Genomic DNA, 24,736 nt, shown 5'->3' with positions numbered 1-24,736 from the left:
GATCGCCTCAATGCTTTTGACAAAATTTTCATGTTTGCCCCCATAAGATTCGCAGCCTCGTTGGGGAGTAGCCTGTTTCCGAGTCCCTCGGAAGCGTTCGTATCAACATTCTCGGCAACCTGCCGTGGTACGAACACCTTTTGGTTGGTGAGACCGACGACACATCCATGCCTGAAGTCGGGCGTGTGGTTGTGTCGTTGACTCATAGCCCGACTGGAAGTGTGCCCCCGTGAATCCTGTTTCCCTCATATTCCTTGCTTTGGCCATGTCCACGGATGCGTTCGCCGCAGCCATCGGCAAAGGCTCCAGCCTGCACAAACCACGTCTGAGCGAAGCGCTGCGCACCGGCCTGATCTTCGGCGTGATCGAAGCCATCACCCCGATCATCGGCTGGCTGATCGGCCAGGCTGCCACCCGCTGGGTCGCCGAATGGGACCACTGGATCGCCTTCACCCTGCTGTTGATCCTCGGTCTGCACATGATCTATAACGGCCTGAAGCACGAAGACGAGGAACAAGAAAAACCCGGTCAGCACTCGTTCCTGATTCTGGCGGTCACCGCGTTCGCCACCAGCATTGACGCGCTCGCGGTCGGCGTCGGTCTGGCGTTTGTCGACGTGAATATCTGGGTGGCGGCAGCGGCCATCGGCGTGGCAACCATGACCATGGTGACCATTGGCGTGATGCTCGGCCGGGTGCTCGGTGCGGTCGTCGGCAAGCGTGCGGAAATGGTTGGTGGCGTGGTGCTGATGATCGTCGGCGCGACCATTCTGTATGAGCACTTGGCAGCCTGATTCAGGCCCGGCTCAGCGCCGCCAGTGTCATCGCGTTGCCCAACGCGGCGCCACTGGCGGTGTTGTCGAAGATGCACCAGACGCTGGCCCCATCAGCAGCGCAAAGCTGCATGTCCTGCGCAAGTTGCTGCAGATAAGGCATCTCATAAGCACTGTGATAAATCCGTGGCGACCCGTGCAGTCGCCAATAGCGCACTCCCGTCCAGCCCTGCGCCGAACCGTCGGTACTGATCCGCGACGGATCGACCATGGCCTGGGCAATCCGATAAGCCTGCAACATCGGCGCTGCCGTTACCCATGACTCATGCCGTGGCTCAAGCACCACGTCACCGGCGAAGCGTTGACGCAATGCCACGAAAAACGCCTCTGCACTTGCCGGCTCAAAGGCCAGCGACGGTGGCAGTTGCACCAGCAAACACCCCAGCCGATCGGCCAAGCCCTCGCACTGCCCGAGAAACTCGTCCAGCGCTTGATCACAGTTTTGCAGACGCAACTCATGAGTGATCTGCTTTGGCACCTTCACCGAAAAACGAAAGCCCGGCGGCACCGAATCCGCCCAGCGCGCATAGGTCTGACGCCGATGCGGCCGATAAAACGAGCTGTTGATTTCCACGCAGTCGAACAGCGCCGCATAGCGCTGCAGATGCGTGCCCTCGGCCGGAAACTGCGGCCAATACTCACGCCCCAGACTCCAGCCCGCGCAACCGATGAACATCAGAAAAGTACCTTCGCCGCTTCACGCATGAAAATCTCCACGGTCTCGTTCACAGATTTCAGGCACAACGAAATACCTGTGGGAGCTGGCTTGCCAGCGAAGGCGTCGGCACCTCCACAATCGCTGCGCCTGACACAACGCTTTCGCGAGCAAGCTCGCGCCCACAGGTTTCGGCGGCGCTCACCGACGTGGGGGGCGGGAAGCGCCTGTCGTGGTTATTTTTTGCCGGGGAGAACGCTGGCCAGTACCTGCTTGGCGGCCTGCACGATTACCCCCGCCTCGTCCGGGTCGCCCTTGAGCAAGGTCGTGGCAAATTTCTTCGCCTGTTCGAGCTTGATGTGCGGCGGCAACGGCGGCACGTTGGGGTCGGTCTTGAACTCGATCAGCACCGGCACGTCCGAGGCCAGCGCCTGCTCCCAGGCGGCAGCGACGTCTTCTTCGCGGTCGACGAAAATCCCTTTCAGGCCGATGGAAATGGCGAACAGGTGATACGGCACATCGGGAATGCTCTGCGAGGCTTCGAACTTAGGATCGCCCTCCATCACCCGCTGCTCCCAGGTGACCTGATTCAGATCCTCGTTGTTGAACACCGCGCAGATCCATTTCGGGCTGCTCCATTGGCGCCAGTATTTGGCAACGGTGATCAGTTCGGCCATGTTGTTCATCTGCATCGCACCGTCACCCACCAGCGCAATCACCGCGCGCTCGGGATGGGCAAACTTGGCGGCAATCGCGTACGGCACGGCGGCGCCCATCGAGGCCAGGCCACCGGACAGCGAACATTGCATGCCGCGGCGAATCTTCAGATCACGCGCGTACCAGTTGGCACAGGAACCCGAGTCACTGGTAATGATCGCCTGATCCGGCAGGCGCGGTGACAGCTCGTACACCACCCGCTGCGGATTGATCGGATCGGCTTTGGCCATCGCACGCTTTTCCAGGGTTTTCTCCCAACTGCCGCGCCAGCCCTCGATCTTTTTGCGCCACTTGTGCGAGGTCTTCTGTTCGAGCAACGGCAGCAGCGCAGCGAGGGTTTCGGCGGAGTCACCGACCAGATTGACCTCCATTGGGTAACGCAGGCTGAGCATGTCCGGCTGCAGGTCGATCTGCACGCCGCGCGCCTGACCTTCCTTGGGCAGAAATTCGGCATAGGGAAAACCCGAGCCGATCATCAACAAAGTGTCGCACTCGCTCATCATCTTATAGCTCGGCTCGGTGCCCAGCAGGCCGATACTGCCGGTGACCCACGGCAAATCGTCCGGCAGCGCGGCCTTGCCAAGTAACGCCTTGGCCACGCCAGCACCGAGTTTTTCCGCGATGGCGATCACTTCATCCGTCGCTTGCAACGCGCCAGCGCCGACCAGAATCGCGACTTTTTCACCGCTGTTCAAAACGTCGGCAGCGCGCTGCAGATCCGCCTCGTAGGGCAGCACTTTCGGCTTGGTGTATCCGACGCCGGAATGCGCGGTGCCATGCGCCCGCGCCGGAGGTTCATACTCAAGATCCTGCAAATCATTGGGCAGAATGATCGCCGTCACCCGCCGCTCGCCAACCGCCGTGCGCACGGCGCGATCAAGCAGATGACGCACCTGCGACGGCGCCGACGCCTGCTGCACAAACGCCCCGGCCACGTCCTTGAACATCGAGACCAGATCCAGCTCCTGCTGGTAATGACTGCCGAGCGCCGTCCGTGCCTGCTGGCCGACAATCGCCAGTACCGGTTGATGATCCATGCGTGCGTCGTATAAGCCGGTGATCAGGTGCGAAGCACCCGGTCCCGAAGTGGCGATGCACACGCCCAACTCGCCAGTGAACTTGGCGTGGGCCGACGCCATGAACGCGGCCATTTCTTCGTGCCGGGCCTGAACGAATTCGATCTTGCCATTGGCTCGGGCGAGCGCGCCGAACACGCCATTGATGCCGTCTCCCGGATAACCAAAAATCCGCGTGACGCCCCATTGGCTGAGCCGCTCAACCAGAAAATCGCCCACTGTCGTCGTCATTTCGTTCCTCGCCTGTCACCGATGCATGAAGCCTGCCCGGCGAGACATCCGCCGGGCGGTACATGGGTCTGGACAGTTTGGGAGCGCGCGAAGTTTCGATTGTTTTTGCCCGACGGCATTGCCGAACCGCTCCCTGTAGGAGCTGCCGAAGGCTGCGATCTTCTGATCTGCAAAAACAACATCAAAAGATCGCAGCCTTCGGCAGCTCCTGCACGGGGATCATCAACGATGCGGATGCACCGTCATCGCCACCAGTTTGATCACGATCGGCCGCACCACGAGGATGCACAAAAACGCCACCGGCATCGCCAGCTTGTAGGCGTGCAGCGCATTACTCAGGTAGTCGTTATCAATCCCGGAGTTGGCGGCGGTGATCACCAGCGACATCAGGAACGCCATGATCGTCGCCATGTACAACGCAAACACGTAGGGCGTCGCTCGTGACGACAACTTGCGACGCGGCGAATACAGGGCATCGGTAGTGGTTCTTTGATTCATATGGCTTTTCCATCCATTGACAGGGAGCCGGCACCTTAGCAAAGCCCCCAGCCCTCAACTAGACGGCCTGCCACAGGTACTTTATAAAGCACAACTTACGAATCAAACCCACACGGCGGGACATGGATGAATCTGTTGGCGGCGATTGCCAGTTTTATCAAAGTGGTTGAGGCCGGCTCGATCGTCGGCGCCGCCAAGGCTCTGGGCGTCAGTGCGGCAGCGGTCAGCCAGACCCTCAATCGCCTGGAAACACACCTCGGCGTGCGCCTGCTGCAGCGCACCACCCGCCGCATGGCCCTCACTGAAAATGGCGCGCTGTATTACGAGAAAGTCAAACGCATCGCGGCGGATCTGGAGTCGGCGCAAAGCGCGATCATCGGCGACGAAGGCGAACTGCAAGGCCGGTTGAGCATTGCCTCCACCAGCGCCTTCGGTCGCCACGTATTGGCGCCGTTACTCGCCAGTTTCGCCGCACTGCATCCGCGCCTGCTGGTCGAGCTGTCGACCAGCAACGGCAAAATCAACCACATCCAGAACGGAATCGACCTGAGCCTGCGGATCAAACCACAACTGGAAGACGGCATCGTCGCACGCCGAATCGTTTCCCTGCCTTTCATCTTCTGCGCCGCACCCGCCTACCTTGCACGCGCCGGCGTGCCGCAATCACCGCAAGACCTGCAACACCACGCCTGCCTGGCGTTCCGTTACCCGTTAGATGGGCGTTTTCTGCGCTGGGGTTTCATCCGCGACGACCAGCACTACGACGCCCCGATCAACGCCACCGCCATCAGCGACGACATCGACGCCCTGGCGCAAATGGCAGTCAACGGCGCAGGTGTCACGCGCCTGGCCGAATTCGTCGCTGCGCCCTATCTCGAGAGCGGTCAACTGGTGCAACTGTTTGAAGATCTTCCGGGTGAAACCCACGGGTATGTCGAACCGATGGACATCTATGCGTGCGTGCAGGAACGAGCAGCGATGACGCCGAAGGTCAGAGCCTTCATGGATTATTTGACTGAGCACTTGAATAGACGCTGGGCGCTGGAAAATGCTTTTGGCCACATCGTCTCGCACACCCGCTGAAAAGGATTTGCAGTGAACACACCACGTTATGCAAAAGGCTCAGGGCAGCCACCGGTACATCTGGCGTCGATCAACTCGTCCGACTCGACTACGGGCGATCTGGTCTTCGCCGGCTCTGCTGCCGGAGAACGCACAATGCCCTTCACCTCACATGCCGAGCTGGTGCGCTTGCTCAACGAACTGATGCTTGCGCGTGTACCTTTCGCTGTCGGAGGCATGTGCCCCGGCCCCGCGGATGAGGCGGCGTTACTGATCGCCAACGCAGAGCTTGCGGGCCCGTACCTAGAGCTTTCCTGGACTGGCCCGCAGCAGTGGGTTGTACGCCAGATTTCCAACAGCTGCGACCAATGGCAGTTGGAATCTGACGCCAGCAGGATTGCCAACACATCATTCGATCCGGAGTCGCTAAAAGCCTCTTCCCGAACCTTGCGAGGCAGTTGCCTTTGCGGTGCCGTCAGATACCAGATCAACTCAAATCCAAAAGCGGTTTCTCACTGCCACTGCACGCAGTGTCGCAAAAGCCATGGAGCCGCATTTGCCAGCTATGGCAGCGTGCTGCGTAAAGACCTTGAATTGTTGGAGGGCACCGAAGACATCAAGTCTTATCCCTCCTCTGAAGCAGTGTTGCGCCAATTCTGCTCTCACTGCGGCGCTTCGTTGTTCTGGTCACGCATTCAAGGCGAGTTCTCGGAGTGGATCTCAATAGCACTGGGAACACTGGATACCGCTTTCACCCCCGGTAAACAGCAGCATGTCGAGGTGACATCCAAAGCGTCATGGTATGAAATTCAAGATCACTGGCCACATCGCGAGCGTTGAACCGTTGATCACAGGCCTACTTTTCCCAGCACTGATGGTAAACAGCGGCGACAGATTGCAGAGTTAAACAGGCTCGGAGGAGCTAACCGTAATTCCGTCTCCGAACTGCCGGCTACACGCACTCATCTGCTGGGTAATCCATTCGCGAAACAGCATGGCATTGGCGCTCTGTTCGAAGGGTCGCGGTGACAGCAGGCAATAGCTCGAACCGTCCCGCACAAAGCCGAACGGCGCGATCAACTGGCCGGACTTGAGTTCGTCCTGCACCATGAGAAACGACGTCATACCGACGCCCAGCCCGGCCAGCGCGGCCTGAATGCACAGGTAGAAATGCTCGTAATCGACCCGACTGCCCCCTGCCGCGCTGATCCGGGTCTGTCGCATCCAGTTGTCCCACGCCTGCGGGCGCGTCTTGCTGTGCAGCAGGCAGGCGCCACGCAAATGATCACCGTCAGGACGACTGGACGGCACGCAGACCGGGCCGATCCACTCTTCACAAAGGGTCACGCCGTGCACGGTTTCGTCCCAATGGAAATCATCGCGGCGGATCGCCAGATCCACCCCTGAACGAGCGAAGTCGATCGGCCCGCCGGCCGTCAGCAATTGCACTTGCAACTGTGGATGCGCGCTGTGGAAGTCGGGCAGACGCGGGATCAGCCATTTCATGGCGATGGTCGGCTCGCAGGACACCACCAGCACGTCATCGTGGACTTCGCGTTGCAGGCGATAAACCGTGCTCTGCAACTGTTCGAACATCGGCGCGGTGACATTGAACAGCAAACGTCCCGCGTGATTGAGAAAGATCGCGCGGTTACGCCGTTCGAACAACTCGACCCCGATCGCCTCCTCCAGCAAACGCACCTGGCGGCTGACCGCGCCGTGGGTGACGTGCAGCAGCTCGGCAGCCTTGACGAAACTCTGGGTCTGGGCAGCGGTGTTGAAGAAGCGAAAGGCAGCCAGCGGAGGCAGGTTCATATAGACGATGATTTCTCACAGATTTTCGCGACTATAAATCGTTTTTTTTGCCAGTGACAATTTCTCATCATGGCGCCACTCGGAGCCTGCTGCATCCTTCCAAACTTTTGCAAGAATGACTGCGGACAGTGCATCTGTGAAATCAAGTAGCGCAAATGACGCGATGGAGCGTAGGCATGAATGAATTGTTTCTGGTAATCGCCATCACTGTTCTGGCGGTGATCAGCCCGGGTCCGGACTTTGCCATGGTCACTCGCAACAGTTATGCCTACGGACGGCGCAGTGGTTTGCTGGCTGCGCTGGGCATCGGCTGTGGCGTGCAGGTTCACGTGTTCTACACGGTGTTCGGGGTGGCGCTGATCATCACCCAATCGCCGCTGCTGTTCTGGATGATGAAACTGCTGGGCGCCGGATACCTGGTCTATCTGGGCATCAAGTCCTTTACCAATCAATCCGTGCTGACATTTACCGATGGGAGCGCTTCGGCACCCCGTGCCTGGAAGGTGTTCTGCTCAGGTTTTCTGACCAATGCACTGAATCCGAAAACCATGTTGTTCGTTGTGGCGGCCTACAGCCAGGTGGTGGAGCCAGGCAGTTCACTGACGGTGAACTTCGCCTATGGCTTGTTCATGTCGGTCATTCATTGGCTGTGGTTCAGTCTGGTTGCGCTGTTTTTCTCCACTGAACGGTTACGCCGTCGCCTGCTGGAAAAACAGCGGCTCCTCGACAAGGTCATCGGGATTGCGCTGATGGGGCTGGCGGCGTGTTTGATCATTCCGGGGGTTGCGCAGTCTTGAGCTAGAGCGTTTATGCTGTCGTGTCTGATATCCGTCAGGTCATTCTCGGCAAGTTCACCATGAGGCCCATTTCATGAGTAAAGCGCCCTACGCTCCGCCCAAGGTCTGGAAACACGAAGCGCCGTCCGGCGGCCATTTCGCCAGCATCAATCGCCCGATTGCCGGGCCGACGCATGACAAGACATTGCCTGTCGGCAAACATCCGCTGCAGCTGTACTCCCTGGCGACCCCCAATGGCGTGAAGGTGACCATCCTTCTGGAGGAGCTGTTGGCGTTGGGGCATTCCGGGGCCGAATATGACGCCTGGCTGATCCGCATCAACGAGGGCGATCAGTTCTCCAGCGGTTTTGTCGAGATCAATCCGAACTCGAAAATTCCGGCGCTGCTCGACCGCAGCGCACAGCCGCCGATTCGGGTGTTCGAGTCCGGTTCGATCCTGCTGTATCTGGCGGAAAAGTTCGGCGCCTTCCTGCCCAAAGACCCGGCTGGCCGCACGGAAACCCTGAACTGGTTGTTCTGGCAGATGGGCTCTGCGCCTTATCTGGGGGGCGGCTTTGGGCACTTCTATGCGTACGCGCCGGAGAAGCTCGAATACCCGATCAACCGCTTCACAATGGAAGCCAAGCGTCAACTCGATGTGCTCGACCGACGCCTCAAGGAAAGCCGCTATCTGGCCGGCGACAGCTACACCATCGCCGACATCGCGGTCTGGCCGTGGTACGGCCAACTGGTGCGCAACAACGTGTATTCGGCCGCCGAATTTCTATCGGCTCAGGACTACAAACACGTGCAGCGCTGGGCCGAAGACATCGCCCAACGCCCTGCGGTGAAGCGTGGCCAGCGCGTCAATCGCACCTGGGGTGACGAGGCGAGCCAGGTTGCTGAACGGCATCAGGCCAGCGATCTGGACTGACGCCACATTCCCACAAAGATTTGTACTGGACAGGGGCATCCCGGTTCATAGCAACCTTTGTGGGAGCGAGCTTGCTCGCGAAGGCGCCAGGTCAGTCAACACTGACATAACAGACCTACCGCTTTCGCGAGCAAGCTCGCTCCCACAGGAAATTCGGGTTGGACATGAGGATTTGTGAACCTCAGCAATTACAGTGAGACCACACCACCACTGTCGTATAAGGATCTGCAATGCCTGCTGGAAAACGAGAACTGGCGCGGATCGAGCGGCGCTTGATTGCCACGCTCACCGACGCATGTGAAGCCGCAAAAGCTGAAATCCAGGGCTTCACCTGGCTGACCCACACCGCTGACCTGAACGCATTGGCGGCGACCCTGAAAGTGATCTGGGTATTCGATACTGAGGCCGACAAACATCTCGCCCTCACACAAGCCAAAGCACGGATCTTCGAACTGACGGCCACCGCGCTGAGGGAGGCCGATATCGACCTGCCCGCATCAGAGCGCAACGTGTGTTTCGACTCAGAGCAAGCGTGCATGCGTTCGCACGGTGGCAACTGGCGTGAGCGTTTGGCCCGCTATTCCTAGCCCTTGCGTTGCTGTTGATACTGCGCCACCAGCTTGTCGAGGAACTCGAACAGCTTAAGGTTCATCTGCTCATAAGCGTTGGTGCGAAGCGCCGCCGGCTGCTGAACGAAACGACAATCCAGCGCCGCCGCCAGCTCGTCAGGGGACGCGGCAATCAAACGCTCCACGACCTCCGCCGTGAACTCCATGTGGCACTGGAAGCCGTAGACCAGATCGCCGTACTCGACAATCTGGCGCGGACAGCCCTCACTGACGGCGAGGACCTTCGCCTGCGCCGTCAGCCCCGGCATATCGTTGTGCCAATGACCGACGTCGAGCGCATCGCCGAAGTGCGCCACCTTGGCGTTGTTCTTGCCCGCCTCGGTCAAGGTGATCGGAAAATTGCCGATTTCCTTTTCCGGGCTGTGACCATGCGCAGCACCCAGCGCTTCGCCGAGCAATTGCGCCCCCAGGCAAACGCCTACCACTGCCTTGTTCGCGTTGATCGCTCTAACGATCAGGTCGCACTCGGCAGCCGCATCGAAATGCGGACATTCCTCTTTGCTCGTCGCCGGCGATTGCGGGCCGCCCAACACCACCAGCAGGTCGATGTTCTTGACGCTCGCGGGCAAGGCCTCAAACGCATGCACGCGCGAATAACTCGCTTCATGGCCACGTTCGCGCACCCAGGTTTCATAGGCGCCGGGCGATTCGAATGCTTCGTGAACCACGAAATGAACGTTCATTGAAAATCCTTGGTGGGGGCTGGGTGAGTGTTGCGCGAAAGACTATATGACACTTTGTGTCATTTGCAAATCCGTTGCTGGAGTTGAGCTGACAACTCCACCATCACTCTCTCACAATCGCGAGAGGCGTCCGGGCATTGGCCCGGACGCACTGTTTTCACGGTGCCAGCGTCGCGTTGTCGATCACGAAACGGTATTTGACGTCACCTTTGAGCATGCGCTCGTACGCCTCATTGATCTGCTCGGCACGGATCAGCTCGATGTCCGAGACGATGCCGTGTTCAGCACAGAAATCGAGCATCTCCTGAGTCTCTGGAATACCGCCGATCATCGATCCCGCCAGGGTACGACGCTTCATGATCAGGTTGAACACGTTCGGCGATGGATGCGGTGACGCCGGAGCGCCCACCAGTGTCATTGCGCCGTCACGCTTGAGCAGCACCAGCAAAGCGTCGAGGTCGTGGGGGGCGGCCACGGTGTTGATGATCAGGTCGAAGCTTTTCAGGTGCGCGGCCATTTGCTGGGCATCGCTTGAAACCACCACCTCATCGGCGCCGAGGCTTTTCGCGGCCTCGCGTTTCGATTCGGACGTGGTGAACGCCACTACGTACGCGCCCAACGCGTGCGCCAGTTTGATGCCCATGTGGCCCAGACCACCGATGCCGACCACGCCGACTTTTTTGCCCGGGCCAGCGTTCCAGTGCCGCAGCGGCGACCAGGTGGTGATGCCCGCGCACAGCAGCGGCGCCACCGCAGCCAGTTGAGTTTCAGGATGACGAATCCGCAATGCGTAGCGCTGGTGCACCACGATCGCTTGCGAGTAACCGCCCAGGGTCCAGCCGGGCGCATCTGCAGTCGGGAAGTTGTAGGTGCCGATCATGCCGTCGCAGTAATTCTCAAGACCCTCGGCACACTCTTCGCAATGTTTGCAGCTGTCGACAATGCAGCCGACGCCGACCAGATCACCCGGAGCGAAGCCGCTGACCTGTTGGCCTACGGCGGTGACCCGACCGACGATCTCGTGACCGGGCACGCAAGGATATTGTGTGCCCTCCCATTCGGCCCGCACCTGGTGCAGGTCGGAGTGGCAGATACCGCAATAGGCAATTTCGATCTGCACGTCTTCCGGGCCGGGATCGCGACGGGTGATGCGCAGAGGTTCAAGCGGTTTGTCGCCCGCATGGGCGCCATAAGCGAAGACTTGCATGGTGGCTCTCCTGTAATGGTTTGACACATTCTCCCGGTCGATTCACCTCTGCCCTAGTGCATTCCTCTTGAATGCTTGCCTGATCCTCTGAGGTTGCAGGGTGGTGTATAGGAAACGCCTGTGCAGCGGATTAGAGTTCGTTCAACAGGAGTTGCCGACATGATCCCTACCCCGCTGCGCCACGAATCACCTTTGGCGTTGAACATCGACTCGCGCGTGAGCGTAGCGGGCGACTTCGCCACGTCGATACCCGGCCTGTCGCTGTTTCGTCGCGATCAGCCGGCGCCACCGACCGTGTGCATGATCGAGCCGAGCCTGATTCTGGTGGGCCGTGGGGAAAAGCGCTTGTGGGTCGGCGGTGAGGGTTACAGCTACGACCCTTCGCGGTTTCTGGTCACCTCGCTGGATCTGCCCGCCAATTCCGAAGTGATGCTTGCCAGCCCCGAACAGCCCTGTGTCGGGCTGGTGCTGAAACTGGACGTCGGCATGCTCGCCGAGATCCTCAGCAAAGGTGGCTTGCCTGCGAAACGGCCGCCGTCGATGAACGCGGGCGCTGGCATTGGCAACCTGTCGTGCGCGCTGGAAGGCGCGCTTGAGCGCCTGCTGGCATTGCTCGACGAGCCTGAAGCGATCCCGGTACTGGCGCCGCTGGTGCTGCGGGAAATTCACTATCGGTTGCTCCATACCGATCAAGGTGCGCGGCTGCGGCAGATCACGGCCGTCGATGGCCAGGGTTATCGCATCGCCAAAGCCATCGACTGGCTCAAGGTCAACTACACCGAGGCGCTGCGCATCGATGAATTGGCGGCGCGAGTGCAGATGAGCGCACCGACTTTTCACCACCACTTCCGCCAACTCACCGGCATGAGCCCGCTGCAGTACCAGAAGTGGCTGCGACTGAACGAGGCGCGCCGATTGATGTGGATGGAGCGTCTGGACGTTTCGCGAGCGGCGTTTGCGGTCGGCTATGAAAGTCCCTCGCAATTCAGCCGCGAATACGCCCGCCTGTACGGCACCGCACCCAGTCGGGACATCGCGCTACTGCGTGGCGACCCCTTCGCCGCAGAAGCGCTGGGCAACGCGGCCAGTTGAGCAAAGAACACGCTTCACCGGTGAGGCGCCACGCCGCGTTTCACCGCTTATAAAAATGCACGTCAACCGATGATCGAGCGGGTGAACCATGGAACTACGAATCAACCAGAAAACCTATCAGGTCGATGCCGACGCCGATACGCCCTTGCTGTGGGTGATCCGCGATGATCTGGGCATGACCGGCACCAAATACGGCTGTGGCCTGGCGCAATGCGGCGCCTGCTCCGTGCTGGTGGACGGCAACGTGGTGCGCTCGTGCGTCACGCCGGTGGCCGGTGTGGTCGGCCGCGAGGTCACCACCATTGAGGCGATCGAGGCCGATGACGTCGGCAAACGGGTGGTCTCGACCTGGGTTGATCTGCAGGTCGCCCAGTGTGGCTACTGCCAGTCCGGCCAGGTGATGGCCGCCACGGCGCTGCTCAAGCAAAACCCAAAACCGAGTGACGCGCAGATCGAAGCGGCGATGGTCAACCTGTGCCGCTGCGGCACGTACAACGCCATTCATGCCGCTGTGCATGAGCTGGCCGGCAAGGGAGACGCCTGATGAACGTGCGTATCGATCCGTCCCAGGAAGCATCAGCACTGACGCTGCACGAACCGATCAATGTGTCGCGCAGACGCTTTCTGGCCGGCACCGCCGTCGGCGCACTGGTGCTCGGCTTCGGCCTGCCGCTGGGCACGACGCGCGTGCAAGCGGCAGTGGCGTCGGCCACTGCCGAACGCGGCACGCAGGTGCCAGCGTTTCTGGAAATCCGCCCGGACAACCGCGTGCGCCTGCTGTGCCCGTTCATGGAAGGCGGACAAGGTACGTTCACCGCGATGGCGCAGATCGTCGGTGAAGAACTGGATGCCGACCCGGCGACGTTCCTGGTAGAAGCCGCGCCGCCCGGCGAAGCCTATGTAGTGATGGAGAACGGCATGCGCATCACCGGCGGCAGCATGTCGGTGCGCATGAGTTACCCGGTGATGCGCCGCCTCGGCGCCCTCGCCCGCGCCATGCTGCTGCAGGCCGGTGCGCAGAAACTTGGGGTGCCGGTGAGCGAACTGACTACCGAACCCGGCAAAGTCGTGCACGCCAAATCGGGCCGCTCGCTGGCCTACGGCGAACTGGCCGAACACGCCATGGATCTGCCGGTTCCCGATCCGGCCTCGGTGCAACTGCGTGATCCGAGCCAGTTCCGCTGGATCGGTAAACCGGTGAAGCGCGTCGATGCCTACGACAAGTCCACCGGCAAGGCGCTGTACAGCATCGACCTGAAGGTCGACGACATGCTGCATGCCGCCGTTCAGCACGCCCCGCGTTTGGGTATGACCGTGGGCAACCTGCGCAACGAAGAGCAGGTCAAGGCGATGAAAGGCGTGCATTCCGTGCATCGTCTGCCGGGTGCCGTGGCGGTGGTCGCCGAGCGTTGGTGGCACGCCAAACGTGCAGTGGAAGCAATACAGGTCGACTGGCAAGAGCCAACCGCCGACAGCAAAGTTCGGCCGATGCCCGCAGACTTTTCCAGTGATGCCTGGCTCAAACGCCTGGCTGACGACAAAGGCCCGGCCAGGGATGATGAAAATGAGGGCGACGTGGCTGCAGTTCTGGCCAGCGCCAAGACCCGGATTGACGCCACTTACCACAACCAGTACCTGAACCACGGTCAGTTGGAGCCGCCGTCGGCGCTGGCCCGCTTCAATCCCGACGGTTCGCTGGAAGTCTGGCTGCCGAATCAGGCGCCGGACATGTTCCGTGCCGACATCGCCAAACGCACCGGGCTGGATCCGTCGCGCATCACCTTGCATTCGCCATTGCTGGGCGGTTTCTTCGGTCGGCATTTCCTTTACGACGCCGCCAGTCCCTACCCCCAGGCGATCGAGTTGTCCAAGGCGGTTGGCCGCCCGGTCAAACTGATCTGGAGCCGCGAGGAAGAGTTCCTGCGCGACGTGCTGCGTCCTGTAGCCGCGGTGAATTTCCGTGCCGCGCTGGACAATGACGGCTGGCCGCTGGCAATCGAAGCGATCAGCGCCACCGAAGGACCGACCGAGGCGCTGGCCGGCAAACAGGGTGAGAAGCTCGACCCGACGGCGCTTGAAGGCTTGTCGGGCAAGTCCTATGCAATCCCCAACAAGCGCATCGCGCAGATCTACGCCAAAGGCCCGGCGATGCTCGGTTACTGGCGTTCGGTGGGCAATTCGCTCAACGATTTCTTCTATGAGTCGTTCCTTGACGAACTGGCCGACAAGGGCGGCAAGGACCCGTTCGAACTGCGCCTGCATCTGCTGCGCGACAACCCGCGACTGACCACGCTGCTGCAAGCGGTGGGCGAGCTGTCGGGTGGCTGGAAGCGTGGGCCGTTTACCGCGGCGGACGGCAGCAAACGTGCCCGAGGCGTGGCGATGGCGTCGCCGTTCGGTACCCAGACGGCGGTGATCGCCGAAGTCTCCATCGAGCACGGTCAGGTCAAGGTGCACGACATCTGGCAGGCAATCGACCCCGGCAGCATCGTCAATCCGGCGATTGTCGAAGCGCAGGTCAATGGCGCGGTGGCGCTGGGACTGTCGCAGACCCTGGTGGAGGAAGCCGTGTGGATTGATGGCAAACCGCGCGCGCGCAACTACGACTTGTATCCGATCCTGCCGCCTGCGCGGATGGCCCGGGTCCACGTGCGTGTGATCGAGAGCGGGGAAAAAATGGGCGGTATCGGCGAACCACCGCTGCCCGCCGTCGCGCCCGCCGTCGCCAATGCGGTGGCAACGCTGACCGGGCAACGGGTGCGCAGCCTGCCCATGAGCCGCCACACCTTCACTTGATCAGCGCCGGAGCGTCCATGAATAACCGCCGATTCGCAAGAACCGCAGGCTGGCTGGCAGTGCCGTGTCTGGTCGCGGCAGGCCTGCTGGCCTGGTACGTCACCCGCGAGCCTGTCTCGCGCCTTGAAAACAACCACACCGCCGTGGCTGATATCGACCCGGCGCTGGTCGCGCGTGGCGAATACGTCGCCCGACTCAGCGATTGCGTGGCCTGCCACAGCGTGCCGGGCGGTGCGCCGTTCGCTGGCGGCCTGGAAATGGCCACACCACTGGGCGCGATCCACGCGACCAACATCACCCCGGAGCCGGAAACCGGCATCGGCCGCTACAGCCTCGCGGACTTCGATCGTGCGGTACGCCACGGCGTGGCACCCGACAGCCGTCGTCTGTACCCGGCGATGCCCTACCCGTCCTACGCCAAGCTCAGTGACGACGATGTGCGCGCGCTGTACGCGTTCTTCATGAAAGGCGTGGCACCGGTCAAGCAGGCGAATATCCCGAGTGCGATTCCTTTCCCGTTGAACCTGCGCTGGCCGATTGCGCTGTGGAACGGTGTCTTCGCCGATACCGAACCTTACGTGGCCAAACCGTCGCAGGATGCCGTGTGGAATCGCGGCGCTTATCTCGTGCAAGGCGCCGGGCACTGCGGCAGTTGCCATACGCCACGCGGTCTGGCGTTCAACGAGAAGGCTCTGGATGAATCCGCCTCGCCGTACCTCGCCGGCGCCTTGCTCGATGGCTGGTACGCGCCGAGCCTGCGTGATGATCACAACACCGGCCTGGGCCGCTGGAGCGAGCCGGAGATCGTGCAGTTCCTCAAGACCGGGCGCAACAAACATGCAGTGGTTTACGGCTCGATGACCGAGGCGTTCAACAACTCCACGCAGTTCATGAGCGATGACGATCTGAGCGCGATTGCCCGTTATCTCAAGTCATTGCCGGGGGACCGTCAGCGCGACGGCCAGCCATGGCAGTACCAAACGGTTTCGGCGACGGAACGTCTGGACGCGCCCGGTGCTCATACCTACGTCACGCGCTGTGCTTCGTGCCACGGTTTGGACGGCAAGGGCCAGTCCGAATGGATGCCGCCGCTGGCCGGCGCCACCTCGGCACTGGCCAAGGAAAGTGCTTCGGCGATCAACATCACCATCAACGGTTCGCAGCGGGTGGTGGCCGCCGGAGTGCCGGACGCCTATCGCATGCCGGCCTTCCGCGAGCAGTTGTCGGATCAAGAGATCGCCGAAGTGCTGACCTTCATGCGCAGCACCTGGGGCAATCAGGGCGGTGCCATTGAAGCGCAGGCCGTCAACAAGCTGCGTGAACGTACGGATCCGGCCAACAGCAGCCCGATCATCCTGCAAATGCGTTAGAGGAACGTTTGATGGAAAGCATCGACTTGCTGGTCCTGCGCACCGCGCGGGACTGGCTCGCCGCCGGCGAGCAGGTGTTGCTCGCCACGGTCGCGCGCACATGGGGCTCTTCGCCGCGCCCGACAGGGTCGATGATGGCCTTGCGTAATGACGGGCGCGTGGTCGGTAGCGTGTCCGGCGGCTGCATCGAGGACGATCTGATCCATCGTTACACCACCGCGCAGGGCGGCAGCGGCCTCAAGGACAGTGCGCCCGAGGTGCTGCGCTACGGCGTCAGCGCCGACGAGGCGCATCGTTTCGGTTTGCCCTGTGGCGGCACGCTTGAGCTGATTCTCGAGTTCAATCCGTCGTGGCAGGTGCTGGACGAACTGCTGCAGCAACTGGATGCCGGGCAACTGGTACGCCGCTGCCTGGCACTGGATAACGGTCGCGTCACACTGCAAGCCACAGCCACCCCGGAGCAATTCAGTTTCGACGGCCAACGGATGCGCAATACCCTCGGGCCGGGGTATCGGCTGCTGATGATCGGTGCCGGCGCACTGGCCGAGTATCTGGCGACCATGGCGCTGTTCAACGGCTTCAAGGTCGCGGTGTGCGACCCGCGTGCGGAATACATCGACACCTGGGCGGTGAACGGTGTGGAGCGGATCATTGGCATGCCGGATGACGTGGTACGCGACTTCGCGGTCGATCTGCGCACCTGCATCGTCGCCTTGAGCCATGATCCGCGACTCGACGATCTGGCACTGCTCGAAGCCCTGCACAGCCCGGCGTTTTACATCGGCGCCATCGGTTCGCGGCGCAATAGTCAGCTGCGTCGCGAACGGCTGATCGAGCATTTTGGTGAGACCCAGACATCACTCGAACGGCTGCACGGGCCAATCGGCATTTACATTGGCAGCAAGACACCGGCGGAGATCGCGGTCAGCGTGATGGCCGAGATCCTGGCCGCGAAGAATGGCGCCAGCCTGCCGAAGGCGTTTTCGATTGCCAGCGCCAAGGCGCAGGAAGCCTGATTGGCGGACACATTCAGCACCTGCGTGATGACGCTGAATCAACCTTCAACGTGAGGCGGCTGCACGGGTGAACTGCTGTTCCGTGACCACACTGCCCCACTGGCTGCCCTGCTCTTCCATGGTCAATTCGAACCCGGCCGCTTCGTACAGTCGGCGCGCGGCGTCGAGGCCCTTGAAGGTCCAGAGCTGAATCGCGTCAAAGCCGTGCTGATCGCAAAACTCCACCGCCGCGCTCAGCAGTTGCCGACCGACGCCACTGCCGCGGCAGCCGTCGTCGAGGATGAACCAGCGCAGATGCGCCTGATTGTTACCCAGATCCTGCCCGTCGATCGCGATGGAGCCGACGATGCGCTCATCAAGCATCGCCACCCAGATCTGATTGCTGGGCTGATCGAGACGCCCGACAAACTCCGCCGTTTCACTGGCAACACGCCGTTCGAAAATCGCGCCGAAACCGGAATGCCGCGAATAATAATCCGCATGCATTTGCGCCACGCGGCCAATCAGGCCGGGGCGATAGCCGGCGCTGATGTGCAGGTTCGGCGTGAGTGGCCGGTCAGCGCCCAGACGGATGCTTTTGAGCGCATGGGCGTAAGTTGCAAGGCCTTGCGCCACGCTCTGTTGTTGCGACGGATTGAGCGTGTTCAGTGCGTTGCTGACCTGCGCCCGGCCGTAGGCATGAATGTCGGCGACGGTCTGCCGGCCCTGCGCGGTCAGCTGCAACAGCTTGACCCGGGCGTCCTCGGCGGCGCGCTCCTCGATCTCCCCGGCCTTGATCAGTTTGCCGACCATGCGGCTGACACTGGACTTTTCCAGACCAAGGCTTTGCGCCAGTTGTGCAGCGCTGACGCCGTCCCCGGCCTCGATTTCCAGCAATGCGTGCACGCCGGAGGCTGAATAGTCGGTCGCCGCCAGGGTGGCGCGCAGGAAACCGAACTCACGCACCATTGTGCGCGACGCTGTACGGATTTCTTCGATCAAGGCTTTAGGGACACTCATGACACATCACTGCTGAAATTTAGTTGCACCATACAACCATATTCCCCCACGCCGACGCAAGCAGCCAACCACGCCGGGCAAACGCTAGCGTGCCGACATCACCAGAGCAGCAAATGTCAGGCAAAAAAAGCCCCGCTACCGAATGAGGTGCGGGGCAAAGTATTGGTTGGTTGCGGCCAACCAAAGGAGCTCGGTCAGAACGGTTTGCGCGGCCGGGTCAGATGCAATCCTGGGCAGCGCGTTCAAAACTGGAAGGCAGGAAATTGGAAGCCAGCAAGTGGCGCTCATAGATGAACACTTTGCCGCCGTTGCCGGCCTTGTAGGCTTCCAGCACGTTGTCTGCCGACACCTTGCTCGGCACCACGATCCGGTAGCTGCGCTGGGTCTGCGAGACGGTCGGGTTCAGCGCACTGCTCTGCAGCTTGGGCACCACGCAATCGGCGTATTGCGCCGGGGTTTTGCGGGTCTGCAAGGTCAGCGTCGGGTCGTTCGGTGCGGAGGCGCAACCGGCGAGCAGCAAGGAGACAACCGCCAGGGTCGGGGCAAAAAAAGTACGCATCGGTGTAATCCTGAAAATAAAAGTCCGGTTCATCCGGCAACGGTTCAGCGTCACGGCGCCGCCGCTGCCCTTTTGGTTTTGAGTGTTCAGCTGGAAGCCACCAGCGCCTTGAGCGAGGCATCGAACTGCTTCAAGGCATTGAGTTGCAGATCACGTTGTTGCTCGATCTGCGCGGCAATCTCCTGCGCCGCTTTGTCGTGTACCCAGACCGACGGAATCTGTTTCTCTACCGAGCCCTCGGCCTTGCCGATGTATTGCAGGTCGGCATCGTAGAAACGCGCGATGAAATGCGCCTCGTACAGGCTGTTTTGCTGGGTCAGCAAGCGGTTGAAGGTGTCGAGTTTCACCACAACGTCCGGGTGTGCCTGAATCAGCGCATCAAGGCTGTCGTAAACCGTCACCGACGAAAAATGACGCTGCAGCGAGCTGAGCAACCAATCGATGGCCAGTTCCGGGTCGGAGCTGCTGACAAAGGCTGCACGAATTCGCGAATCCAGCGCATCCTTGGCGCCGTGCAACGCCATGTCGTGGTAGCGCGTCAGGTATTGCAGGTTTTCCCGGGTGTTTTCGCTGTACAGCACACCCACGGTCTGTGAATGTTGCAATGTCGCGCTGCTGCCGGCGATTGGCTGAAGATGACACGCACAAGCGTCGTCTGCGTAAGACGGTGCCGTGGCTACCATGCCGCTCATCAGCAGAGCGGTCAGCGCCAGTCGGGTCAGTGTCTTCATCGCGCAATTTCCTTGAGCTGCGTTTTCAATGAGGGCAATTTTCCGCCTATTGCCAGCAAAGCTGAACTTGCGTTTCGTGATGGTCACTATTACTTCTAGCGATAGTTACTGACGATAACGTTTGATCCATGCTCATCTCTAATGACTAAAACAACAGTGAGGACGCCGATTTGAGAACCTTTGACCTGATCCGCGACGCGGTTTTGCCCGACTTTCGCGAGCGGGTGGCGGAATACCTGGTGCAGTACGAAAACGTGCTGCTGGACAAGGACATCACCGATGTCCAGCTCAAACGCGATACGGCCAATCAGTTGCGTGGCTATCTGCGCGGGCTGAACACCACGCGGGTGCTGGGCATGGCTTATTGGGAAGAACTGGATCGGCGGGTCGTCGACACCTGGCTCGCGCCACAGTCATGACGGCGAACGCCCGGCCATGACATCAGCGTGCGGAGCCTGCCAAAACGGCCCCGAACGCTTACAATCGCCGGCCCTACCGACCTTCTGACAGGCTCCCCCGGAAATGCCGCTCGACCCACTGACGATGCTGACCATTTCGATCGCTCTCGCAGCCGCCGCCGCGCTGTATCTGGCGGTCGAGTGGCGCAGCATTCGTGAGCCTTCGCTGCTGTTCTGGAGCGCCGGTTTCGCCACTATCACCATCGGTTCCACCCTGGCCCTGCTGCGCAGCAACGGTTTTCTGCTGATCGGCATCTGGTTCGCCAACGGCTTGCTGGTGACCGCGCACTTTCTGTTTCTGCTGGGGGTGGCGCGCTTCACGCAGATCCGTCTGTCCCCGGCCTGGTACCTGATTTTCGTCAGCTGGCTGGTCATGCTGTTATTGCCGGACGGGCCGCTGTGGTCGAAAGTCATGCTGGCCGCCAACTCGCTGCTGGTGGCCGCCTCGACGCTCAAGGCCAGTCTGCTGCTGCGCCCCCATGGCAGCTCGCTGAGCGTCGGCGCGGTGCAACTGCGCTACGTGTTGCTCGGTCACGGGCTGTTCTATGTGGCCAAGGCCCTGACCGTGATGATCCCGGGCACGCTGATCGATCTGGCGGCGTTCCGGGGTGAAATCATTCAGATTTCGCTGGTCGAAGGCGCAATGGCGATCATGCTGATTGCGCTGTCGATGACCGGCACCGAACGCTACCGGCGCGAGGAACAGATCGCCCGACTGGCCGCCCGTGATCCGCTGACCGCTCTCTACAACCGCCGCGCCCTCGATGTGCGCGCGCCGCGCTTGCTGCAGGACGTCTCCCCGGCGCATCCGGGTGCCCTGCTGCTGATCGACATCGACAACTTCAAATCGGTCAACGATCAGTATGGCCACAGCGCCGGCGACCGTTTGCTGGTGGCCTTGAGCGAAATGATCCGCGCCGAGACCTCCGATGAGGCGCTCGCCGCCCGTTTGGGCGGCGACGAGTTTGTGATTTTGCTGAGCAACGCGCCCAGTGATCACGTCGTCAGACTGGGCGACGCCCTGCGCGATCAGTTTCACCGCAGCGCCGCCCAGGCATTCCCGACACCAGAGCCGGTGACGTTGAGCATCGGCGCCAGCCTGTTCAACCAGCCGCCGGCCAGTCTCGCGGCATTGATCGAACAAGGCGACGCCGCGCTCTATGAATCCAAGCGCGGTGGGCGCAACCGCCTGCGCCTGACCGGAATCACCCCTTCAGGATGACCAGCCCCATGACCCGTTCCGAAACGCCCCTGCAAGACCTCGCCGCCCCCGAAGGCATCTGCTACGGCTGCGGCGGCCGCAACCCGCATGGGCTGCACGTCAAAAGCTTCTGGCACAAGGACGGCGTGCATGTGATGGCCGAACACCTGCCGGACGACAAATACTGCGGCTGGCCGGACCTGGTGTACGGCGGGTTGCTGGCGATGCTGGTCGACTGCCATTCCAACTGGACCGCGATGGCTTACCACTACCGCGCCGAACAGCGTGCCCCGGGCAGCCTGCCGCGCATCGACTGCGTCACCGGCAACCTCGGCCTCAAGTTCATCAAACCCACACCGATGGGCGTCACCCTGACCTTGCGCGCCAGGGTCGAAGGCGACGTCGGGCGCAAGACTCGGGTGATCTGCGAGGTGTACGCCGGGGAAGTGCTGACGGCGGTGGGCGATTCGGTGTTCGTGCGGGTCGATACCGGGCAACTGGCGGACGCGGCGCACGGCCGCTGACTCCACACGCTCTCCTGTAGGAGCTGTCGAGTGCAACGAGGCTGCGATCTCTTGATTCTGACCTTGATGGAGGACGCCAAAAATCAACCTCAAAAGATCGCAGCCTTCGGCAGCTCCTACAGAACCGATACTTGAGCAAACCCGGCTAGGCGCGCCTACGCCAAAATCGACGAGGCTATAGCCGACCGCACTTCCAGGAGTCTCCACCAAGTGTCCGACCTGCCGACCCACCGCGCCTATACCCGGCGCTTCCACAGCGTGCTCGCCTACATCGATGCCCATCTCGAAGGTGACCTGTCGGTGAACACGTTAAGTCAGGTAGCGAACTTTTCGGCGTTTCACTTCCATCGGCAATTCAGCGCGTTCATTGGTGTGCCGGTGTCGCGCTATGTGCAGCTGATGCGCTTGCGCCGGGCCGCCCATCGGCTGGCCGCGCAACCGCAGCACTCGATACTCGACGCCGCGTCTGACGCCGGGTTCGAGAGTCCGGAAGCGTTCAGCCGGGCGTTCCGGCGCGACTTCGGCATGACGCCCAGTGCCTTCAGGAAGCAACCGAACTGGCAGACCTGGAATGCGGTATTCGCCATCCCTCACTTTTCCAGGAGCGTCATCATGCAAACCAGAATCATCGACTTCCCGACCGTGCGGGTCGCCGCGCTTGAGCACCGCGGCGCGCCGGGCGAAGTTCAGCAAAGTGTGCAGACATTCATCGCCTGGCGCCTGCACAGCGGGCAGTCGCCCGTGGCGTCCAGTCGCACCTTCGGCATTCCCTTCAACAACCCCGACACCACGCCTGCGGAGGATTTTCGCTTCGCCATCTGTGGCGAGATTGAAGAGCCGGTAGCACCGAATACGTTCGGCGTGGAGGAACTCGTTATTCCCGGAGGTCGTTGTGTGGTGGTGCGGCACGTCGGTTCACCCGACCACATCGGTGAAACGATCTACCCGATCTATCGCGACTGGCTGCCCACCAGCGGTGAGGAATTGCGCGATCATCCGCTGTTTTTCCATTACCTGAGCGTCTATCCCGAGACGCCGCAAGAGCAGTGGCAGACGGACGTGTACGTGCCTTTGCAAGGGTAAGTGCCACTGAGCTGTTTTTCCGCTTGTGGTGCCCAAGGACAACCCTTTATAAGAGCGGCTTCTCTCTCGAAATAAAGGGTTCACCATGAGCAATGCCTGGAACGAAGGGTATTTCACCGACGAGGGCTACACCTACTCGTATAGCCGGGAAATCAATCCGGTGTTCCAGCGTTTTTGCCTGTTGTTGCGCGGCTTTGCCACGCTGGAGAGTGCTGGTGGCTACCACTGCGAACTGGGCTTCGGCCAGGGTGTGTCGATCAACATCCATGCCGCCGCCAACCCGGGAAACTACGTCGGCACCGATTTCATGCCATCCCAGGCCGCGCATGCCATTGCATTGGCGAGCGACTGGAACAGCCAGGCCCGCCTTTATGACGACAGTTTCGAGCAACTGCTGGCCCGGGATGACCTGCCGGCCTTCGACAGTATCAGCCTGCATGGCATCTGGACCTGGGTCAGCCGCGACAATCAGCAACTGATCGTCGAATTCGCCCGCCGTCACCTCAAACCCGGCGGCCTGTTGTATGTCAGCTACAATTGTTTCCCGGGCTGGTCGCCTTCGGCGCCCTTGCGCAATCTGTTCAGTCTGCACAACCGCTTTGCCAGCCACGCCTCCACCAGCCCGGCCAAACGTATCGATGCCGCGATGCAATTTTCCGAAGCACTGTTGGCGGCCAATCCGAAGTACGCCAGAACGGCGCCGGCTCTCGGTGCCCAGTTGCAGAGCATCAAGGGCCAGAATCGTCAGTACGTGGCCCATGAGTACTTCAATCGCGACTGGAACTGCATGTATTTCACTGACGTGGTCGACGCCATGGCGGCGGCCAAACTGGACTACGCCGCGACCGCCGTGCCGTTGGATACCGTTGCTGCGCTGAATCTGAGTGCAGAAGGCATGGACTTTCTGCAGGGGATCGAGCATCCGGTCATGCGCGAACAGGCGCGCGACTACTTCATCAATCAGAACTTCCGCCGGGATCTGTACATACGCGGTGCCAATCGGTTGTCTGCCGCCGAACAGCGCGATGCCCTGCTGAGAAGCCGGTTTGTCCTGTTGCAAGCCATTGAAAACATTCCCGACACGGTCACCGGTCCGGCCGGTGCGGCTTCGTTGCAAGCGGAGATTTACAGCCCGGTGCTCGCAGCGCTCGCAGCCAATGCCTATGCAGCGAAAACCCTGCAGCAGTTGTCGATGGCTGTGGGCTCCGTGTCTTACGACGACCTGGTACAGGCTGTCACCGTGCTGATCGGCATGGGCGTCGCCGCCCCGTGCCAGAGCGAAGCCGCTGAAAGACAGGTGCAGGAACGTTGCGACACCCTCAACCTGCAACTGTGCAAACGGGCGCTGTTCAACAGCGATATTCAGGTGCTGGCCAGCCCGGTCACCGGCGGTGGCGTGGCAGTCAGCCGCGTCCAGCAGTTGTTCCTGATTTCGCTCAAACAAGGCATGACTGACCCGCAAGACTGGGCGCAACTGGCGTGGGCCGTCATCGGTGAACAGGGCGAAGTGCTGCTCAGGGGTGACCAGCCGCTGCTCACCGCCGAAGAAAACCTTGCCGAGATGACTGAGCAGGCCCGGGCATTTGCCCAGACACCGCTGGACATTCTCATGGCGTTGAAGATTGCCTGATCCCTTCCCCCGAACGACTGGCCGCGATCACCAGCGGCCGGTCGTCTGCGTTTGCGGCCATGAATGCCGTCTCCGGACTTGACCTCCAGCACTTCCATCCCTGACTCCCCGGCGAAAAAGCAAAATTGCCATGTGTTTCCATCGTTCCTTCTGGCGTCGCAC

The 24,736-nt window shown here is 61.1% G+C and carries 25 protein-coding genes and 1 riboswitch; of the genes, 16 read left to right on the top strand and 9 right to left on the bottom strand.

Annotated features, from left to right (window positions below):
• The first annotated feature begins 50 nt into the window (after positions 1-50).
• Positions 51-221: riboswitch (yybP-ykoY riboswitch) on the top strand.
• Between the two features lie 8 nt (positions 222-229).
• Positions 230-793, top strand: a complete 564-nt coding sequence (mntP, locus tag ACYZUM_RS08035) for a manganese efflux pump MntP (protein WP_108182437.1) — start codon at positions 230-232, stop codon at positions 791-793.
• Position 794: 1 nt separating this feature from the next.
• On the opposite strand, the gene ACYZUM_RS08030 is transcribed toward mntP, so the two are convergent.
• The 3 genes from ACYZUM_RS08030 to ACYZUM_RS08020 all read right to left on the bottom strand — a co-directional run bounded on the left by ACYZUM_RS08030 (position 795) and on the right by ACYZUM_RS08020 (position 4,009).
• On the bottom strand, positions 795-1,508 hold the full coding sequence (locus ACYZUM_RS08030; protein ID WP_108182436.1) for a DUF72 domain-containing protein: 714 nt from the start codon (positions 1,506-1,508) through the stop codon (positions 795-797).
• A gap of 215 nt (positions 1,509-1,723) precedes the next feature.
• Positions 1,724-3,511, bottom strand: coding sequence for a thiamine pyrophosphate-requiring protein (locus tag ACYZUM_RS08025; RefSeq protein WP_108182435.1), 1,788 nt, complete (start codon positions 3,509-3,511; stop codon positions 1,724-1,726).
• Between the two features lie 222 nt (positions 3,512-3,733).
• A complete protein-coding gene (locus ACYZUM_RS08020; RefSeq protein ID WP_108182434.1) occupies positions 3,734-4,009 on the bottom strand; it encodes a DUF2798 domain-containing protein in 276 nt (91 codons plus the stop codon).
• A 126-nt stretch (positions 4,010-4,135) separates the two neighbouring features.
• Here ACYZUM_RS08020 and ACYZUM_RS08015 point away from each other — a divergent pair, with 126 nt between their 5' ends.
• Positions 4,136-5,092 (top strand): LysR family transcriptional regulator, encoded by a 957-nt coding sequence (locus ACYZUM_RS08015; RefSeq protein ID WP_108182433.1) that lies wholly within the window; start codon positions 4,136-4,138, stop codon positions 5,090-5,092.
• A 375-nt stretch (positions 5,093-5,467) separates the two neighbouring features.
• Entirely contained in the window at positions 5,468-5,911 is a 444-nt protein-coding gene (locus ACYZUM_RS08010; protein WP_411157865.1) for a GFA family protein, read from the top strand.
• 63 nt (positions 5,912-5,974) lie between these two features.
• Here ACYZUM_RS08010 and ACYZUM_RS08005 read toward each other — a convergent pair whose 3' ends face one another.
• Entirely contained in the window at positions 5,975-6,886 is a 912-nt protein-coding gene (locus tag ACYZUM_RS08005; RefSeq protein WP_108182432.1) for a LysR substrate-binding domain-containing protein, read from the bottom strand.
• 176 nt (positions 6,887-7,062) lie between these two features.
• On the opposite strand from ACYZUM_RS08005, the gene ACYZUM_RS08000 reads away from it, so the two are divergent.
• From ACYZUM_RS08000 to ACYZUM_RS07990, 3 genes are all read left to right on the top strand, one after another.
• Positions 7,063-7,683: a LysE family translocator gene (locus tag ACYZUM_RS08000; RefSeq protein WP_108182431.1), complete on the top strand. Its 621-nt coding sequence runs from the start codon at positions 7,063-7,065 to the stop codon at positions 7,681-7,683.
• Between the two features lie 73 nt (positions 7,684-7,756).
• Positions 7,757-8,596 carry a glutathione-dependent disulfide-bond oxidoreductase gene (yghU, locus tag ACYZUM_RS07995; protein ID WP_108182430.1) on the top strand — a complete coding sequence of 280 codons (840 nt, stop codon included), beginning with the start codon at positions 7,757-7,759 and terminating at the stop codon, positions 8,594-8,596.
• Positions 8,597-8,826: 230 nt separating this feature from the next.
• Positions 8,827-9,183 carry a hypothetical protein gene (locus ACYZUM_RS07990; RefSeq protein WP_108182429.1) on the top strand — a complete coding sequence of 119 codons (357 nt, stop codon included), beginning with the start codon at positions 8,827-8,829 and terminating at the stop codon, positions 9,181-9,183.
• On the opposite strand, the gene ACYZUM_RS07985 is transcribed toward ACYZUM_RS07990, so the two are convergent.
• Both ACYZUM_RS07985 and ACYZUM_RS07980 read right to left on the bottom strand, forming a co-directional pair.
• Positions 9,180-9,908 carry a type 1 glutamine amidotransferase gene (locus tag ACYZUM_RS07985; RefSeq protein ID WP_108182428.1) on the bottom strand — a complete coding sequence of 243 codons (729 nt, stop codon included), beginning with the start codon at positions 9,906-9,908 and terminating at the stop codon, positions 9,180-9,182. The two genes, ACYZUM_RS07990 and ACYZUM_RS07985, sit on opposite strands and share 4 nt — an antisense overlap.
• Positions 9,909-10,065: 157 nt before the next feature.
• Complete coding sequence (locus ACYZUM_RS07980) at positions 10,066-11,115, bottom strand: NAD(P)-dependent alcohol dehydrogenase (protein WP_041062671.1); 1,050 nt, start codon at positions 11,113-11,115, stop codon at positions 10,066-10,068.
• A 159-nt stretch (positions 11,116-11,274) separates the two neighbouring features.
• On the opposite strand from ACYZUM_RS07980, the gene ACYZUM_RS07975 reads away from it, so the two are divergent.
• From ACYZUM_RS07975 to ACYZUM_RS07955, 5 genes are all read left to right on the top strand, one after another.
• Positions 11,275-12,207 (top strand): AraC family transcriptional regulator, encoded by a 933-nt coding sequence (locus ACYZUM_RS07975; RefSeq protein WP_108182427.1) that lies wholly within the window; start codon positions 11,275-11,277, stop codon positions 12,205-12,207.
• Positions 12,208-12,295: 88 nt separating this feature from the next.
• Positions 12,296-12,751: a (2Fe-2S)-binding protein gene (locus ACYZUM_RS07970; RefSeq protein ID WP_027613020.1), complete on the top strand. Its 456-nt coding sequence runs from the start codon at positions 12,296-12,298 to the stop codon at positions 12,749-12,751.
• A complete protein-coding gene (locus ACYZUM_RS07965) occupies positions 12,751-15,003 on the top strand; it encodes a xanthine dehydrogenase family protein molybdopterin-binding subunit (RefSeq protein ID WP_108182426.1) in 2,253 nt (750 codons plus the stop codon). Before ACYZUM_RS07970 ends, ACYZUM_RS07965 begins: the two co-directional genes overlap by 1 nt.
• Positions 15,004-15,020: 17 nt before the next feature.
• Positions 15,021-16,373 carry a c-type cytochrome gene (locus ACYZUM_RS07960; RefSeq protein WP_108182425.1) on the top strand — a complete coding sequence of 451 codons (1,353 nt, stop codon included), beginning with the start codon at positions 15,021-15,023 and terminating at the stop codon, positions 16,371-16,373.
• A gap of 11 nt (positions 16,374-16,384) precedes the next feature.
• Entirely contained in the window at positions 16,385-17,389 is a 1,005-nt protein-coding gene (locus tag ACYZUM_RS07955; protein ID WP_108182424.1) for an XdhC family protein, read from the top strand.
• A gap of 45 nt (positions 17,390-17,434) precedes the next feature.
• Here the strand turns inward: ACYZUM_RS07955 and ACYZUM_RS07950 are convergent, their stop codons facing one another.
• The 3 genes from ACYZUM_RS07950 to ACYZUM_RS07940 form a co-directional block, all read right to left on the bottom strand.
• Positions 17,435-18,388, bottom strand: coding sequence for a bifunctional helix-turn-helix transcriptional regulator/GNAT family N-acetyltransferase (locus ACYZUM_RS07950; protein ID WP_108182423.1), 954 nt, complete (start codon positions 18,386-18,388; stop codon positions 17,435-17,437).
• A gap of 217 nt (positions 18,389-18,605) precedes the next feature.
• Entirely contained in the window at positions 18,606-18,947 is a 342-nt protein-coding gene (locus tag ACYZUM_RS07945; RefSeq protein ID WP_108182422.1) for a hypothetical protein, read from the bottom strand.
• 86 nt (positions 18,948-19,033) lie between these two features.
• Positions 19,034-19,678: an ATPase gene (locus ACYZUM_RS07940; protein ID WP_108182421.1), complete on the bottom strand. Its 645-nt coding sequence runs from the start codon at positions 19,676-19,678 to the stop codon at positions 19,034-19,036.
• Positions 19,679-19,848: 170 nt separating this feature from the next.
• Between ACYZUM_RS07940 and ACYZUM_RS07935 the strand changes: the two genes are divergently transcribed.
• From ACYZUM_RS07935 to ACYZUM_RS07915, 5 genes are all read left to right on the top strand, one after another.
• Positions 19,849-20,097, top strand: a complete 249-nt coding sequence (locus ACYZUM_RS07935) for a hypothetical protein (protein WP_047294879.1) — start codon at positions 19,849-19,851, stop codon at positions 20,095-20,097.
• A 103-nt stretch (positions 20,098-20,200) separates the two neighbouring features.
• A complete protein-coding gene (locus ACYZUM_RS07930) occupies positions 20,201-21,358 on the top strand; it encodes a GGDEF domain-containing protein (protein ID WP_108182420.1) in 1,158 nt (385 codons plus the stop codon).
• A gap of 8 nt (positions 21,359-21,366) precedes the next feature.
• Positions 21,367-21,861, top strand: a complete 495-nt coding sequence (locus ACYZUM_RS07925; RefSeq protein WP_108182419.1) for a PaaI family thioesterase — start codon at positions 21,367-21,369, stop codon at positions 21,859-21,861.
• Between the two features lie 210 nt (positions 21,862-22,071).
• On the top strand, positions 22,072-22,944 hold the full coding sequence (locus tag ACYZUM_RS07920; protein ID WP_108182418.1) for an AraC family transcriptional regulator: 873 nt from the start codon (positions 22,072-22,074) through the stop codon (positions 22,942-22,944).
• 85 nt (positions 22,945-23,029) lie between these two features.
• A complete protein-coding gene (locus ACYZUM_RS07915) occupies positions 23,030-24,574 on the top strand; it encodes a methyltransferase regulatory domain-containing protein (RefSeq protein ID WP_108182417.1) in 1,545 nt (514 codons plus the stop codon).
• The last annotated feature ends 162 nt before the right edge of the window (positions 24,575-24,736 follow it).

The sequence above is a fragment of the Pseudomonas sp. m6p genome (genome assembly GCF_055760375.1).
This window is presented reverse-complemented; position numbering and strand designations above follow the sequence as displayed.

Coding starts and splice junctions, on each gene's coding strand:
- ACYZUM_RS08030 (WP_108182436.1), bottom strand. CDS start 1,508: ATGTTCATCGGTTGCGCGGGCTGGAGTCTGGGGCGTGAGTATTGGCCG.
- ACYZUM_RS08025 (WP_108182435.1), bottom strand. CDS start 3,511: ATGACGACGACAGTGGGCGATTTTCTGGTTGAGCGGCTCAGCCAATGG.
- ACYZUM_RS08020 (WP_108182434.1), bottom strand. CDS start 4,009: ATGAATCAAAGAACCACTACCGATGCCCTGTATTCGCCGCGTCGCAAG.
- ACYZUM_RS08015 (WP_108182433.1), top strand. CDS start 4,136: ATGAATCTGTTGGCGGCGATTGCCAGTTTTATCAAAGTGGTTGAGGCC.
- ACYZUM_RS08005 (WP_108182432.1), bottom strand. CDS start 6,886: ATGAACCTGCCTCCGCTGGCTGCCTTTCGCTTCTTCAACACCGCTGCC.
- ACYZUM_RS08000 (WP_108182431.1), top strand. CDS start 7,063: ATGAATGAATTGTTTCTGGTAATCGCCATCACTGTTCTGGCGGTGATC.
- yghU (WP_108182430.1), top strand. CDS start 7,757: ATGAGTAAAGCGCCCTACGCTCCGCCCAAGGTCTGGAAACACGAAGCG.
- ACYZUM_RS07990 (WP_108182429.1), top strand. CDS start 8,827: ATGCCTGCTGGAAAACGAGAACTGGCGCGGATCGAGCGGCGCTTGATT.
- ACYZUM_RS07985 (WP_108182428.1), bottom strand. CDS start 9,908: ATGAACGTTCATTTCGTGGTTCACGAAGCATTCGAATCGCCCGGCGCC.
- ACYZUM_RS07980 (WP_041062671.1), bottom strand. CDS start 11,115: ATGCAAGTCTTCGCTTATGGCGCCCATGCGGGCGACAAACCGCTTGAA.
- ACYZUM_RS07975 (WP_108182427.1), top strand. CDS start 11,275: ATGATCCCTACCCCGCTGCGCCACGAATCACCTTTGGCGTTGAACATC.
- ACYZUM_RS07970 (WP_027613020.1), top strand. CDS start 12,296: ATGGAACTACGAATCAACCAGAAAACCTATCAGGTCGATGCCGACGCC.
- ACYZUM_RS07965 (WP_108182426.1), top strand. CDS start 12,751: ATGAACGTGCGTATCGATCCGTCCCAGGAAGCATCAGCACTGACGCTG.
- ACYZUM_RS07960 (WP_108182425.1), top strand. CDS start 15,021: ATGAATAACCGCCGATTCGCAAGAACCGCAGGCTGGCTGGCAGTGCCG.
- ACYZUM_RS07955 (WP_108182424.1), top strand. CDS start 16,385: ATGGAAAGCATCGACTTGCTGGTCCTGCGCACCGCGCGGGACTGGCTC.
- ACYZUM_RS07950 (WP_108182423.1), bottom strand. CDS start 18,388: ATGAGTGTCCCTAAAGCCTTGATCGAAGAAATCCGTACAGCGTCGCGC.
- ACYZUM_RS07945 (WP_108182422.1), bottom strand. CDS start 18,947: ATGCGTACTTTTTTTGCCCCGACCCTGGCGGTTGTCTCCTTGCTGCTC.
- ACYZUM_RS07940 (WP_108182421.1), bottom strand. CDS start 19,678: ATGAAGACACTGACCCGACTGGCGCTGACCGCTCTGCTGATGAGCGGC.
- ACYZUM_RS07930 (WP_108182420.1), top strand. CDS start 20,201: ATGCCGCTCGACCCACTGACGATGCTGACCATTTCGATCGCTCTCGCA.
- ACYZUM_RS07925 (WP_108182419.1), top strand. CDS start 21,367: ATGACCCGTTCCGAAACGCCCCTGCAAGACCTCGCCGCCCCCGAAGGC.
- ACYZUM_RS07915 (WP_108182417.1), top strand. CDS start 23,030: ATGAGCAATGCCTGGAACGAAGGGTATTTCACCGACGAGGGCTACACC.